The 13,466-nt window shown below is 70.7% G+C and carries 10 protein-coding genes; all 10 read left to right on the forward strand.

Going from position 1 to position 13,466, the window contains the following annotated elements:
• The first annotated feature begins 6 nt into the window (after positions 1-6).
• The 10 genes from nuoF (at position 7) to ABT324_RS13075 (ending at position 13,366) form a co-directional block, all read left to right on the forward strand.
• Positions 7-1,308 (forward strand): NADH-quinone oxidoreductase subunit NuoF, encoded by a 1,302-nt coding sequence (gene nuoF / locus ABT324_RS13030; RefSeq protein ID WP_351175834.1) that lies wholly within the window; start codon positions 7-9, stop codon positions 1,306-1,308.
• Positions 1,305-3,824, forward strand: coding sequence for an NADH-quinone oxidoreductase subunit G (locus ABT324_RS13035; protein WP_351175729.1), 2,520 nt, complete (start codon positions 1,305-1,307; stop codon positions 3,822-3,824). The genes nuoF and ABT324_RS13035 overlap by 4 nt, the downstream gene beginning before the upstream one ends.
• Positions 3,821-5,119, forward strand: a complete 1,299-nt coding sequence (gene nuoH / locus ABT324_RS13040; RefSeq protein ID WP_351175731.1) for an NADH-quinone oxidoreductase subunit NuoH — start codon at positions 3,821-3,823, stop codon at positions 5,117-5,119. The genes ABT324_RS13035 and nuoH overlap by 4 nt, the downstream gene beginning before the upstream one ends.
• Positions 5,106-5,672: an NADH-quinone oxidoreductase subunit NuoI gene (gene nuoI / locus ABT324_RS13045; protein WP_351175733.1), complete on the forward strand. Its 567-nt coding sequence runs from the start codon at positions 5,106-5,108 to the stop codon at positions 5,670-5,672. The genes nuoH and nuoI overlap by 14 nt, the downstream gene beginning before the upstream one ends.
• Positions 5,669-6,604 (forward strand): NADH-quinone oxidoreductase subunit J, encoded by a 936-nt coding sequence (locus ABT324_RS13050; protein WP_351175735.1) that lies wholly within the window; start codon positions 5,669-5,671, stop codon positions 6,602-6,604. The genes nuoI and ABT324_RS13050 overlap by 4 nt, the downstream gene beginning before the upstream one ends.
• Positions 6,601-6,900: an NADH-quinone oxidoreductase subunit NuoK gene (nuoK, locus tag ABT324_RS13055; protein ID WP_270947525.1), complete on the forward strand. Its 300-nt coding sequence runs from the start codon at positions 6,601-6,603 to the stop codon at positions 6,898-6,900. The genes ABT324_RS13050 and nuoK overlap by 4 nt, the downstream gene beginning before the upstream one ends.
• A 20-nt stretch (positions 6,901-6,920) precedes the next feature.
• A complete protein-coding gene (gene nuoL / locus ABT324_RS13060; protein ID WP_502949733.1) occupies positions 6,921-8,918 on the forward strand; it encodes an NADH-quinone oxidoreductase subunit L in 1,998 nt (665 codons plus the stop codon).
• Positions 8,919-9,128: 210 nt separating this feature from the next.
• On the forward strand, positions 9,129-10,706 hold the full coding sequence (locus tag ABT324_RS13065) for an NADH-quinone oxidoreductase subunit M (RefSeq protein ID WP_351175737.1): 1,578 nt from the start codon (positions 9,129-9,131) through the stop codon (positions 10,704-10,706).
• Between the two features lie 41 nt (positions 10,707-10,747).
• Entirely contained in the window at positions 10,748-12,289 is a 1,542-nt protein-coding gene (gene nuoN, locus ABT324_RS13070; protein WP_351175838.1) for an NADH-quinone oxidoreductase subunit NuoN, read from the forward strand.
• A gap of 48 nt (positions 12,290-12,337) precedes the next feature.
• On the forward strand, positions 12,338-13,366 hold the full coding sequence (locus ABT324_RS13075; protein ID WP_351175739.1) for a polyprenyl synthetase family protein: 1,029 nt from the start codon (positions 12,338-12,340) through the stop codon (positions 13,364-13,366).
• Positions 13,367-13,466: the final 100 nt, after the last annotated feature.

Raw genomic sequence — 13,466 nt, forward strand, 5'->3', positions numbered from 1 at the left:
ATGGCCATGAGCGAACCGAACACCAGCCCGGTGACGCCGGTCCTGACCAAGCGGTGGCTGTCGCCGAACTCCTGGACGCTGCGCACCTACGAGCAGCTGGAGGGCTACACCGCGCTGCGCAAGGCGCTGGCGGGCACCCCCGACCAGCTCGTCGAGCTGGTCAAGTCGGCCGGGCTGCGCGGTCGCGGCGGGGCCGGGTTCCCCTCCGGGGTGAAGTGGAGCTTCATGCCCAAGGAGCCCACCAAGCCGCACTACCTGGTCATCAACGCCGACGAGGGCGAGCCGGGCACCTGCAAGGACATCCCGTTGATGATGGCCGACCCGCACTCGCTGATCGAGGGCTGCATCATCGCCAGCTACGCGATGCGCGCCAACAACTGCATGATCTACGTGCGCGGCGAGGCGCTGCACCCGATCCGGCGGCTGAACAACGCGGTGCGCGAGGCCTACCAGGCCGGGTACCTGGGCAAGGACATCCTGGGCTCCGGGTTCGACCTGGACATCGTGGTGCACGCGGGCGCCGGCGCCTACATCTGCGGCGAGGAGACCGCGCTGCTGGACTCGCTGGAGGGCAAGCGCGGGCAGCCGCGGCTCAAGCCCCCGTTCCCGGCCGCCGCGGGCCTCTACGCCTGCCCGACCACGGTGAACAACGTCGAGACCATCGCCACCGTGCCCTACATCGTCAACGGCGGCGCCGACTGGTTCCGCACGATGGGCAGCGAGAAGTCGCCCGGCCCGAAGATCTACTCGATCTCCGGGCACGTGGAGCGGCCGGGCCAGTACGAGGCGCCGCTGGGCACCACGCTGCGGCAGCTGCTGGAGCTCGCGGGCGGCATGAAGGACGGCATCCCGCTGAAGTTCTGGACCCCCGGTGGTTCGTCGACCCCGATGTTCACCGCCGAGCACCTGGACGTGCCGCTGGACTTCGAGGGCGCGGCCGAGGCCGGGTCGATGCTGGGCACCACCGCGGTGATGGTGTTCAACGAGACGGTGTCGGTGCCGTGGGCCGTGATGAAGTGGACCCAGTTCTACGAGCACGAGTCCTGCGGCAAGTGCACCCCCTGCCGCGAAGGCACCTACTGGCTGGCGCAGGTGCTGGAGCGGATGGTCGACGGGCGCGGCACCCAGGAGGACATCGACACCCTGCTGGACGTCTGCGACAACATCTTCGGCCGCTCGTTCTGCGCCCTCGGGGACGGCGCGGTGAGCCCGATCGTCAGCGGCATCAAGTACTTCCGCGAGGAGTTCCTCGCGCTGTGCGACAAGAACAAGACCGGCGAGCCGGAACTGGTAGGAGCGGCCCGATGACGGTGGCACCAGAATCAGAAGCCCGCCCGGTGCCGGAGGGCTACGTCCGCCTGACCATCGACGGGATCGAGGTCGATGCGCCCAAGGGCGAGCTGCTGATCCGCACCGCCGAGCGGATGGGCATCACCATCCCGCGCTTCTGCGACCACCCGCTGCTGGACCCCGCCGGGGCCTGCCGGCAGTGCCTGGTCGAGGTGGAGATGGGCGGGCGGCCGATGCCCAAGCCGCAGGCGTCGTGCACCATGACCGTCGCCGACGGCATGGTGGTCAAGACGCAGCGGACCTCGCCGGTGGCGGACAAGGCGCAGCAGGGCGTGATGGAGCTGCTGCTGATCAACCACCCGCTGGACTGCCCGATCTGCGACAAGGGCGGCGAGTGCCCGCTGCAGAACCAGGCGCTCAAGCACGGTCGGGCCGAGTCCCGCTTCCACGAGACCAAGCGGACCTTCGCCAAGCCGGTGCCGATCTCCTCGCAGGTGCTGCTGGACCGGGAGCGCTGCGTGCTGTGCCAGCGCTGCACCCGGTTCTCCAAGCAGGTCGCCGGAGACCCGTTCATCGAGCTGCTGGAGCGCGGGGCGCTGCAGCAGATCGGCATCGGCGAGCAGCAGCCGTTCCAGTCCTACTTCTCCGGCAACACCATCCAGATCTGCCCGGTCGGCGCGCTGACCAGCGCGGCCTACCGGTTCCGGTCCCGGCCGTTCGACCTGGTGTCCACGCCGGGCCAGTGCGAGCACTGCGCGTCGGGCTGCGAGATCCGGCACGACTGGCGGCGCGGCAAGGTGATGCGGCGGCTGGCCGGGGACGACCCGGAGGTCAACGAGGAGTGGATCTGCGACAAGGGCCGGTTCGCCTTCCGCTACGCCACCGCCGCTGACCGCATCACCCGACCACTGGTCCGGGAGGGCGGCGAGCTCCGCGAAGCGTCCTGGACCGAGGCGCTGCAGGCCGCGGCGAAGGGCCTTGCCGAGGCGCGCGACGCGCGCGGGGTCGGCGTGCTGCCCGGCGGTCGGCTGACCGTCGAGGACGCCTACGCCTACTCGAAGTTCGCGCGGATCGCCCTGCGCACCAACGACATCGACTTCCGCGCGCGGCCGCACTCCGAGGAGGAGCTGCGGTTCCTGGAGTCCACCGTGGTCGGGGTGACGCCGGGGACCGGGGTCACCTACCGGGACCTGGAGTCCGCGCCCGCGGTGCTGTGCGTGGCCTTCGAGCCGGAGGAGGAGTCGCCGATCGTCTTCCTGCGGCTGCGCAAGGCGGCCCGCCAGGGCGGGACCAAGGTGTTCCACCTCGGGCCGTGGTCCTCGCCGGGCGTGGAGAAGACGACGGTCATCGTGCACAACGGCGGCCCGGTCGGGACCGGTGAGCTGGTGCCGTGCGTCCCGGGTAGCGAGGCCGCCGCGCTGCGGTCGCTGCCGCCCCAGGTGGAGGAATCGCTTCAGCAGCCGGGTGCGGTGCTGGTCGTCGGCGAGCGCGCGGCGCAGGTCCCCGGGCTGTACTCGGAAGTCCTGCGCGCCGCGCAGCGCACCGGTGCCAGGGTCGCCTGGATCCCGCGCCGGGCGGGGGAGCGCGGCGCGGTCGAGGCGGGCGCGCTGCCGACGCTGCTGCCCGGCGGTCGGTCGGTCGCGGACGCCGCGGCCCGCGCCGAGATCGAGCAGACCTGGGGCGTGGGCTCCGGCGCGCTGCCCGCTGCCGTCGGCCGCGACCTCACCGGCATCCTCGCCGCCGCGGCGTCCGGGGAGCTGTCCGGCCTGGTCGTCGGCGGTGTCGACCCCAACGACCTGCCCGACCCGGCGCTGGCCGAGCGGGCCCTGCGCCAGGCGGGCTTCGTGGTCAGCCTGGAGCTGCGGCCCAGCGCGGTCACCGAGCACGCCGACGTGGTGCTGCCCATCGCGCCGAGCGCGGAGAAGGCGGGCAGCTACCTGAACTGGGAGGGCCGCCGCCGCGAGTTCCGCACCACCCTCGAGGGCACCGGGGCGCTGCCGGACTGCCGGGTCCTGGACACCCTCGCGGTGGAGATGGACGCCGACCTGTTCACCCAGACCCCGGCCGCGGCGGCCGCCGAGCTCAACCGGATCGGCCCGAACACCGGCGAGCGGCTGCCCGCGCCGGACGCCCCGGCGTCCACCGCGCCCGCGCCTGGCCCGGGCCAGGCGGTGCTGGCGACCTGGCGCCAGCTGCTGGACAACGGCTCGCTGCAAGCCGACGAGCCGAACCTGGCGGGCACCGCGCGCCGCACCGCCGCCGTGCTCTCGCCGCGCACCGCGCAGCGCATCGAGCTCGGCCCCGAGCAGCGCATCGAGGTCCGCACCGCCAAGGGCGCGATCGTGCTGCCGGTGGAGCTGGCCGACATGCCCGACGACGTCGTGTGGTTGCCCAGCGACTCCGGGCCCTCGCGGGTGCACCGCGCGCTCGGTGCCGGGCACGGCGCGCTCGTCGACATCGCCGCCACCACGCCGATGTCCCCCGCGGCCACCAACGGCCACGGCACCACCCACCTCGACGGGGGGAGAGCATGACCACAACCGCGGAACTGCTCGCCGACGACCCGCTCTGGCTGATCCTGCTGAAGGTCGTGGCGATCTTCGTCTTCCTGGTCGTCATGACGCTGCTGACGATCTGGGCGGAGCGCCGGGTGATCGGCCGGATGCAGAACCGGCCCGGCCCGAACCGGGCGGGCCCGTTCGGCATCCTGCAGTCGCTGGCGGACGGCCTGAAGCTGGCCTTCAAGGAGGACATCCGCCCGGTCCTGGCCGACAAGTGGATCTACTTCCTGGCCCCGGTGATCTCCGCGACGCCCGCGCTGGTGTCGTTCTCGGTGATCCCGATCGGCCCCGAGGTGACCATCTTCGGCGAGCGCACCGCGCTGCAGCTGGTGGACCTGCCGGTCGGCCTGCTGGTGGTGCTGGCCTGCGCATCGGTCGGCGTGTACGGCATCGTGCTGGCCGGGTGGGCGTCCGGGTCGCCGTACCCGCTGCTCGGGTCGCTGCGCTCGGCGGCGCAGGTGATCTCCTACGAGATCGCGATGGGCCTGTCCTTCGTCGCGGTGATCATGTACGCGGGCACGATGTCCACCTCGGGCATCGTCGAGGCCCAGGAGAGCGGCTGGTTCTTCCTGCTGCTGCCGTTCAGCTTCGCGGTCTACGTGGTCTCCATGGTCGGCGAGACCAACCGGGCCCCGTTCGACCTCCCGGAGGCCGAGTCGGAGCTGGTCGGCGGCTTCCACACCGAGTACTCCTCGCTGAAGTTCGCGCTGTTCTTCCTCGCCGAGTACATCAACATGGTCACCGTCTCGGCGCTGGCGACCACGCTGTTCCTCGGCGGCTGGCACGCGCCGTGGCCGCTGTCGCTGGTCGGCGACGGGATGTTCAACACCGGCTGGTGGCCGGTGCTGTGGTTCCTCGGCAAGACCCTGGCGTTCCTGTTCTTCTTCATCTGGCTGCGGGGCACGCTGCCCCGCCTGCGCTACGACCAGTTCATGAACCTGGGCTGGAAGGTCCTGGTCCCGTGCAGCCTGCTGTGGATCATGGCGGTGGTCGTGATCCGGGCGCTGCGCAACGACGAGGCGGTCAGCACGCAGCAGTTCCTCATCGGTGGTGCCGTGGTGATCGCGGTGCTGCTGGTGGCCACCTTCCTGATCCCGGACCGCCGTCCGGCCCAGGACACCGACGAAGTACCGCTGGCCGGCAGCGGCTACCCGATTCCGCCGATCGACCTGCAGGTCCCCGAGTCCCCGCCGCGCCCGGTGCGCGCGGGGGCCGCGGGCGAGGTCGAGCGCGCGGAGGGCGAGGAGGCGCCTCATGGGAATGTTTGATCCGATCAAGGGCTTCGGCGTCACCTTCTCGACGATGTTCAAGAAGGTCGCCACCGAGGAGTACCCCGAGGTCAAGAAGATCCCGGCGCCCCGGTTCCACGGCAGGCACCAGCTCAACCGGCACCCGGACGGGCTGGAGAAGTGCGTGGGCTGCGAGCTGTGCGCCTGGGCGTGCCCGGCCGACGCGATCTTCGTGGAGGGCGGGAACAACACCGAGGAGGCGCGCTACTCGCCCGGCGAGCGCTACGGCAAGGACTACCAGATCAACTACCTGCGCTGCATCGGCTGCGGGTTGTGCATCGAGGCGTGCCCGACGCGGGCGCTGACGATGACCAACGAGTACGAGACCGCCGACGACAACCGCCAGGACCTGATCTACACCAAGGAGGACATGCTGGCGCCGCTGCTGCCCGGCATGGAGCAGCCGCCGCACCCGATGCGGCTGGGCGAGGACGAGCAGGACTACTACGTGCGTGGTCCTGAGCTGGCCCGGCAGCGCGGGGTCCCGGCGGACGAGACGGTCGAGTCCGGGCACGAGGAGGCCAGGCGATGACCCTCGCAACCGCGCAGGTGCTGGCGCAGGGCGCCCCCGTCGGAGCCGGTGAGACCGCGGCCTTCTGGATCCTCGGGCCGCTGGCGCTGGTCGGCGCGCTGGGCATGGTGTTCGCGCGCAACGCGGTGCACTCGGCGCTGTGGCTGGTGCTGACGATGCTGTGCCTGGGCGTGCTCTACATGGCGCAGAGCGCGCAGTTCCTCGGGTTCACGCAGATCATCGTCTACACCGGCGCGATCATGATGCTGTTCCTGTTCGTGCTGATGATGGTCGGCCGCGACTCCTCCGACTCGGTGGTGGAGGTGCTGCGCGGGCAGCGGCTGTGGGCCGGGCTGGGCGGCATCGGCCTGGCCGCGCTGCTGGTGACCGGGCTGGCGCGGGCGTTCACCGACGTGCCGGTGGCCGCGCCGCTGAACCCGTGGGACCCGCAGGGCGGCGGGGCGGGCGGCCTCGGTCGGCTGATCTTCACCGACTACCTGTTCCCGTTCGAGCTGACCTCGGCGCTGCTGATCACCGCCGCCATCGGCGCGATGGTGCTGGCCTACGGCGGCAAGGGCCGCGGCCCGAAGCTCAGTCAGAAGGAGCGGGCCAACGCCCGCTTCCGCGGTGCGCGCCCCTCGCCGCTGCCCGGCCCGGGCGTGTACGCCACCACGAACTCGGTGGCGGTCCCGGCACTGCTGCCGGACGGTTCGGTGGCGCCGGAGTCGCTGTCCGAACTGCTGGAGAACCTGCCCGCCGACCGGCTCGGCGAGGAGCGCCGGGCGGTCTCGGGCGACACGGCCGCACCCGACCCGCACGCGCTGACCGGCGGGCACCACGAGGAGTCCCCCGAGGTGCCCGAGCAGCAGGCGGCGGAGCCGAGCAGCAACGGCAACGGGTCGAGCGGCGGGCACGAATCCGAGCACGTCGCTGGCGAGGAGGTCCGGCAGTGACTCCCACCTACTACCTGCTGCTGTCGGCGTTGCTGTTCACCATCGGCGCGGTCGGCGTCCTGGTGCGGCGCAACGCGATCGTGGTGTTCATGTGCGTCGAGCTGATGCTCAACGCGGTCAACCTGACGCTGGTGACCTTCGCCCGCATCGAGGGATCGGTGCACGGGCAGGTCATGGCCTTCTTCGTGATGGTGGTCGCGGCGGCCGAGGTGGTGGTCGGCCTGGCCATCATCATGTCGATCTTCCGGACGCGTCGCTCGGCCTCGGTCGATGACGCCAACCTGCTGAAGTACTGAGAGGGCGCGTGGTGACGGCAATGATGACTACCGGGGCCTTCCTCGCCAGCCCCGAAGTGACGGCGGCTGCCGGTGGCATCCAGCAGAACGCCTGGCTGCTGGTCGCGTTCCCGGCCCTGGGCGCGCTGGTCCTGCTCGTCGCCGGACGCCGGGCCAACGGCTGGGGGCACGTCCTCGGCTGCGCCACGGTGATCGCGTCCTTCGTGTACGGGGTGCTGCTGTTCAGCTCCGTCGCCGGGGCACCGCAGGGCGAGCAGCTGCGGGAGCTGCACCTGTTCTCCTGGATCCCGGTCAACGCGCTGCAGGTCGACTTCGGGCTCCGGCTGGACCCGCTGTCCATGGTGTTCCTGCTGCTGATCACCGGTGTCGGATCGCTGATCCACATCTACTCGGTCGGCTACATGGCGCACGACCAGGAGGGCCGCACCGGCCGGGACAACACCGAGCGGCGCCGGTTCTTCGCCTACCTGAACCTGTTCGTGGCCGCGATGCTGGTGCTGGTGCTGGGCAACAGCTTCGTGACGCTGTACCTGGGCTGGGAGGGCGTCGGCCTCGCCTCCTACCTGCTGATCGGCTTCTGGCAGGGCCGCCCGTCGGCGGCCGCGGCGGCGACCAAGGCGTTCGTGATGAACCGGGTCGGCGACGTCGGCCTGGCGCTGGCCATCTTCCTGCTGTTCGCGAACCTGGGCACCACGCAGTACACCGAGGTGTTCGCCCGTGCCGGGGAGCTGTCGCCGGGCGTGCTGCTGGCCATCACGCTGCTGCTGTTGTTGGGTGCCTGCGGCAAGTCCGGCCAGGTGCCGCTGCAGGCGTGGTTGCCGGACGCGATGGAGGGCCCGACACCGGTCTCCGCGCTCATCCACGCCGCGACCATGGTCACCGCGGGCGTGTACCTGATCGCCCGCGCCAACCCGCTGTTCTCGCTCTCGCCGGGCGGGCAGCTGGCGGTGACCATCGTCGGTGCGGTCACGCTGCTGGTCGGGTGCGTCATCGGCTGCGCCTACGACGACATCAAGAAGGTCCTGGCGTACTCCACGGTCAGCCAGATCGGCTACATGATGCTGGCCGTCGGGCTCGGCCCGGCCGGGTACGCGCTGGGCATCATGCACCTGCTCACCCACGGCTTCTTCAAGGCGGGGCTGTTCCTCGGCGCCGGTTCGGTGATGCACGGCATGAACGACGAGGTCGACATGCGCAAGTTCGGCGGCCTGCACCGCTACATGCCGATCACCTTCGCCACCTTCGGGCTCGGCTACCTGGCGCTGATCGGGTTCCCGTTCCTGTCCGGCTTCTACTCCAAGGACGCCATCATCGAGGCGGCGTTCGGCCAGGAGGGCTGGCGCGGCTGGGTGTTCGGCGGCGCGGCGCTGCTGGGCGCGGGCATCACCGCGTTCTACATGACCCGCCTGGTGCTGATGACGTTCTTCGGCGAGAAGCGCTGGAAGGGGTTGAAGGCCAGCAACGGCAAGGACTTCCACCCGCACGAGTCGCCTGCCGTGATGACCGCGCCGATGATCGTGCTGGCCATCGGCTCGGTGGCGGCGGGCATGTTCTTCGCCGGTGGCGACCGGCTGGTCGGCTTCCTGTCGCCGTCGCTGGGCGAGCTGCAGGAGTCCGGCCACAGCGCCATCCCGCACGCGGCGATCCCGGTGCTGACCGTGGTGATCTCCGCGCTCGGCGCGCTGGTCGCCTGGCTGGTGGTCGGGCGCAAGCCGGTGCCGGTGGAGCGCCCGGTGCGGGTGTCGCCGGTCGTGCGCGCGGCCCGCGCCGACCTGGGTGGCAACGCGCTGAACAACGCCATCGCGGTCAAGCCCGCGTTCGGCCTGGCGCGCGGACTGGTCACTGTGGACAACAAGGGGGTGGACGGCGCGGTCAACGGCCTGGCCGGGGTCCTGGGTTTCACCTCCGGGCGGTTGCGCCGCTGGCAGACCGGGTTCGTCCGGTCCTACGCCCTGTCCATGCTCTTCGGCGGCGTCGTGGTGATCGCCGCCCTGATGGCCGTGGGGATCCCGACATGACGACCTCATCGCGCACCGGACCGTGCGTCCACTATGGAAATGCCTGTTCGGGTGAACTCCGGGAGGAGATCCGATGACACCCCCTGCGTCAACCTCAGTCGTCCCGAACCGCACCTCAGGGGAACGTGACGCAAACCAGCCACAAGAAACCGCGAAACGGGAGATCGGGCTGGGCGCGACCACCACTGCAAATCGCGGAGAGGCGGAACAGTGACCCTGCTCGTCGCACTGATCCTGCTGCCGATCGTCGGGTCGGTGGTGGTGGCGCTGCTGCGCGGCCACGCGCCGGTGGCGAAGTGGACCGCGCTCGGGTTCTCCCTGGCGGAGGTCGCGCTCGCGGCCGCCGCGTGGGCCGCCTACGACCCGGCCGGACCGCGGCTGCAGCTCACCAGCTCGGTGCCGTGGATCTCGGCGTTCGACATCAACCTCTCGCTCGGCGTGGACGGCATCGCGCTGGTGATGATCGCGGTGATCGCGCTGCTCACCCCGCTGGTGCTCGGCTACAGCTGGGGCGAGCGGCTGCCGGAGGGCCGCACGCACGGCGGGTTCTTCTCGCTGCTGCTGCTGGAGCAGGCGCTGACGGTGGCGGTGTTCGCCGCGACCGACCTGTTCCTGTTCTACGTGCTGTTCGAGATCATGCTGGTGCCGATGTACTTCCTCATCGGCGGCTACGGCGGCGAGAAGCGCACCTACGCCGCGGTGAAGTTCTTCCTGTACTCCTTCCTCGGCGGCCTGATCATGCTGGCCTCGGCGATCGGCGCCTACGTCTACGCCGCCGACGTCACCGGTCGCGGCACCTTCGACTGGGCGCAGCTGGTCCCGGTGCTGCGTGACGCGCCGACCAGCGTGCAGGTGTGGCTGTTCCTCGGCTTCTTCGCCGCGTTCGCCATCAAGGCCCCGCTTATCCCGTTCCACACCTGGCTGCCGGACGCCGCGCAGCAGGCGCCGATCGGGGTCGCGGTCATCGTGGTCGGCGTGCTCGACAAGGTCGGCACCTTCGGCTTCCTGCGCTACAGCCTGCCGCTGACGCCGGACGCCTCGCAGCTGCTGGCCCCGCTGGTGCTGGTGCTCGCGGTGGTCGGCGTGCTCTACGGCTCGTTCCAGGCGTTCGGCCAGACCGACTTCAAGCGGTTCATCGCCTACGTCTCGATCGCGCACTTCGGGTTCATCGCGTTGGGCATCTTCGCGTTCACCTCGCAGTCGCACGTCGGCGCGGTGTCGTACATGGTCAACCACAGCATCGCCACCGGCATGCTGATCCTGGTGGTCGGCATGGTGATCACCCGCGGCGGCTCCACCCGCATCGCCGACTACGGCGGCATGGCGAAGGTGACCCCGCTGCTGGCGGGCACCCTGCTGATCGCCGGGCTGAGCACCCTGTCGCTGCCCGGCACGAACTCGTTCATCAGCGAATTCCTGGTGCTCATCGGTTCTTTCGAGACGCAGCCGGTGTACACCGTGCTGGCCACCGTCGGCATGGTGCTGGCCGCGGTCTACGTGCTGTGGCTCTACCAGCGCACCATGCAGGGCCCGGTGCGCGGCGACGCGCTGCTGGGCACCGCGGGCGGGCCGGGCGCGGTGGCCGACCCGGCCAAGCCGGGGGCGCACCGGCTGCGGGTCGCCGACCTCGGCGCCCGCGAGATCGCCGTGCTGACCCCGCTGATCGTGCTGGTACTCGCGTTGGGCTTCTACCCGAAGCCGGTGCTGGACGTGATCAACCCGTCGGTCGCGGCAACCATGAGCGAGGTCGGCGTCACCGACCCCGTGACCTCGCAGGGAGGTAACTGACAGTGGGTGTCTTGACGAGGGATCTGAGTGCGCTGGCGCAAGTGCGACCCGTCGAGGTCCCGCCGATCGACTATGCGGCGATCGCCCCGGTCCTGGTCATCCTCGGCGCGGCCTGCCTGGCCGTCCTGGTCGAGGCGTTCCTGCCGCGGCACCAGCGCTGGTCGGTGCAGGTCGGGCTGAGCCTGCTGGCGATCGTGGTCGCCGGGGTGGCGCTGGCGCTGCACGCCCGCTCGGGCGGCACCGGAGTGACCACGCTGTCGGACACCCTGGCGATCGACCAGCCGACCCTGTTCCTGTGGGGCACCCTGCTCGCGCTCGGCCTGGCGGCGATGCTGCTGATCGCGGACCGCTCGGTGGAACCGGGTGGCGCGTTCGTCGCGGAGTCCCGGGCCGCCGAGGGCCCGGGCACCATGAGCCGGGCCGCCGCCGCTGTGTCCGGCATGCGCACCGAGGTCTTCCCGCTCGCCCTGTTCTCCCTCGGCGGGATGATGGTGTTCATCGCGGCGAACGACCTGCTCACCATGTTCATCGCGCTGGAGGTGCTGAGCCTCCCGCTGTACCTGATGTGCGGCCTGGCCAAGCGGCGCCGCCTGCTCTCGCAGGAAGCGGCGGTGAAGTACTTCCTGCTCGGTGCCTTCGCCTCGGCGTTCTTCCTGTACGGCCTGGCGCTGCTCTACGGCTACGCGGGTTCGGTGAAGCTGCAGGCCATCGCCGACGCCACCGCCGGTTCGGACCGTTCCGACACGCTGCTGTTCGCCGGGCTCGGCCTGCTGCTGGTGGGGCTGCTGTTCAAGGCCTCGGTCGGCCCGTTCCACACCTGGACCCCCGACGTGTACCAGGGCGCGCCGACCGCCGTGACCGGTTTCATGGCCGCCTGCACCAAGGTCGCCGCCTTCGGCGGGATCCTGCGGGTGCTGCAGGTCGCGTTCCAGGCGTCGAGCTGGGAGTGGAAGGGCGTGCTGTGGGCCATCGCGATCGCCTCGATGGTCATCGGCGTGGTGCTCGGCCTCACCCAGAGCGACATCAAGCGGATGATCGCCTACTCCTCGGTGGCGCACGCCGGGTTCATGCTGATCGGTTCGATCGCCCTCACCGATCGCGGCCTGTCCGGCACGCTGTTCTACCTGCTGGCCTACGGGTTCACCACGATCGCCGTGTTCGGTGTGATCAGCCTCGTCCGCCGGGCCGATGGTGAGGCAACTCACCTGTCCGACTGGGCCGGGCTGGCCAAGCGCTCCCCGCTGGTCGCCGCGGTGTTCGCCTTCCTGCTGTTCGCTCTCGCCGGCATCCCGATGACGAGCGGTTTCATCGGGAAGTTCGTCGTCTTCGAGGCCGCGCTGGCCGACGGGATGGCGCCGCTGGTGGTGGTGGCCCTGCTGGCCAGTGCGGTTGCCGCCTTCTTCTACCTTCGTGTCATCGTGCTGATGTACTTCAGCGAACCGGCCGCGGACGGGCCCACCGTCAGCGTGCCGGGTGCGTTCACGACAGCCGCGATCACGCTCGGTGTGGTCGTCACGCTGTTGCTGGGCGTGCTGCCGACCTTGGCGCTGGACTGGGCGAACGTCGGCGGCTTCGTGTCGTAGAGTGCACGCCGGTAGGGCGATCGTTGGGGGAGCGAAGGCGACGGTGACGTGAGCAGGCCAGCGGGAGACCCGATCAGCGAGCTGATCAAGGGCAGTGGGATCGGGATCGACATCGCCGACGCGGCGTTGGCCGACTCGGTGCAGCAGGGCATCGGTCGGGTGGAGCAGTTGCTGCACGACTCGGTGCAGAGCGACTTCGAGTTCGCCACCCGCACCTCGCTGCACCTGGTCGAGGCGGGGGGCAAGCGGTTCCGCCCGCTGTTCACCCTGCTGGCCGCGCAGTTCGGGGACCCGCAGGCCGACGAGGTGATCACCTCCGCCGCGGTGGTGGAGATGATCCACCTGGCCACGCTGTACCACGACGACGTGATGGACGAGGCGACCATGCGGCGCGGCGCGACCAGCGCCAACGCCCGCTGGGACAACTCGATCGCCATCCTGACCGGGGACTTCCTGTTCGCCCAGGCCTCGGCGCTGATCGCCGACCTGGGCGCGGAGGCGGTCCGCGCCATGGCGCGCACCTTCGAGCTGCTGGTCACCGGGCAGATGCGGGAGACCGTCGGGGTCGGTCCCGACGACGACGCCGTCGAGTTCTACCTGCGGGTGATCTTCGAGAAGACCGGTTCGCTGATCGCCACCGCGGGCCGGTTCGGCGCCTGGTTCTCCGGCGCGGACGCGGCGACCGTCGAGTCGCTGGAGCGGATCGGCCGGTTGGTCGGCATCGGGTTCCAGATCTCCGACGACATCATCGACATCGCCTCGCCCGCTGACGAGTCCGGCAAGACGCCGGGCACCGACCTCCGCGAGGGCGTGCGCACCCTGCCCATGCTGTACGCGCTGGCGGACCCGGACACCGACCCGCGGCTGCGCGACCTGCTGTCCCGCCCGCTCACCGAGGACGCCGAGGTGCGCGAGGCGCTGGAGCTGCTGCGCGCGTCGAACGGCCTGGAGCGCACCCGGGCGACCTTGGACGAGTACGCCAACGACGCCCGCAAGGAGCTGGCCTCGCTGCCGGGCACCCCGGCCCGCGAAGCCCTGTCGGGGCTGGTCGACTACGTGGTGGCCCGGACTCGCTGAGTGGTGTTCGAGGTGATCACGAGCAGGTCACACCGCCTCGGTGCGGCGGTGCTGCGTGGTAGGCATTCCGGGACCGACCGGCGGCGCCGCCGGAGCCCGT

The organism is Saccharopolyspora sp. NPDC000359 (assembly GCF_040300525.1).
In the GTDB taxonomy this organism is placed as follows: Bacteria; Actinomycetota; Actinomycetes; order Mycobacteriales; family Pseudonocardiaceae; genus Saccharopolyspora.

What these genes read in the sequence shown, in the direction of transcription:
- nuoF (WP_351175834.1), top strand. Translation starts at nt 7, where the DNA reads ATGAGCGAACCGAACACCAGCCCGGTGACGCCGGTCCTGACCAAGCGG.
- ABT324_RS13035 (WP_351175729.1), top strand. Translation starts at nt 1,305, where the DNA reads ATGACGGTGGCACCAGAATCAGAAGCCCGCCCGGTGCCGGAGGGCTAC.
- nuoH (WP_351175731.1), top strand. Translation starts at nt 3,821, where the DNA reads ATGACCACAACCGCGGAACTGCTCGCCGACGACCCGCTCTGGCTGATC.
- nuoI (WP_351175733.1), top strand. Translation starts at nt 5,106, where the DNA reads ATGGGAATGTTTGATCCGATCAAGGGCTTCGGCGTCACCTTCTCGACG.
- ABT324_RS13050 (WP_351175735.1), top strand. Translation starts at nt 5,669, where the DNA reads ATGACCCTCGCAACCGCGCAGGTGCTGGCGCAGGGCGCCCCCGTCGGA.
- nuoL (WP_502949733.1), top strand. Translation starts at nt 6,921, where the DNA reads ATGATGACTACCGGGGCCTTCCTCGCCAGCCCCGAAGTGACGGCGGCT.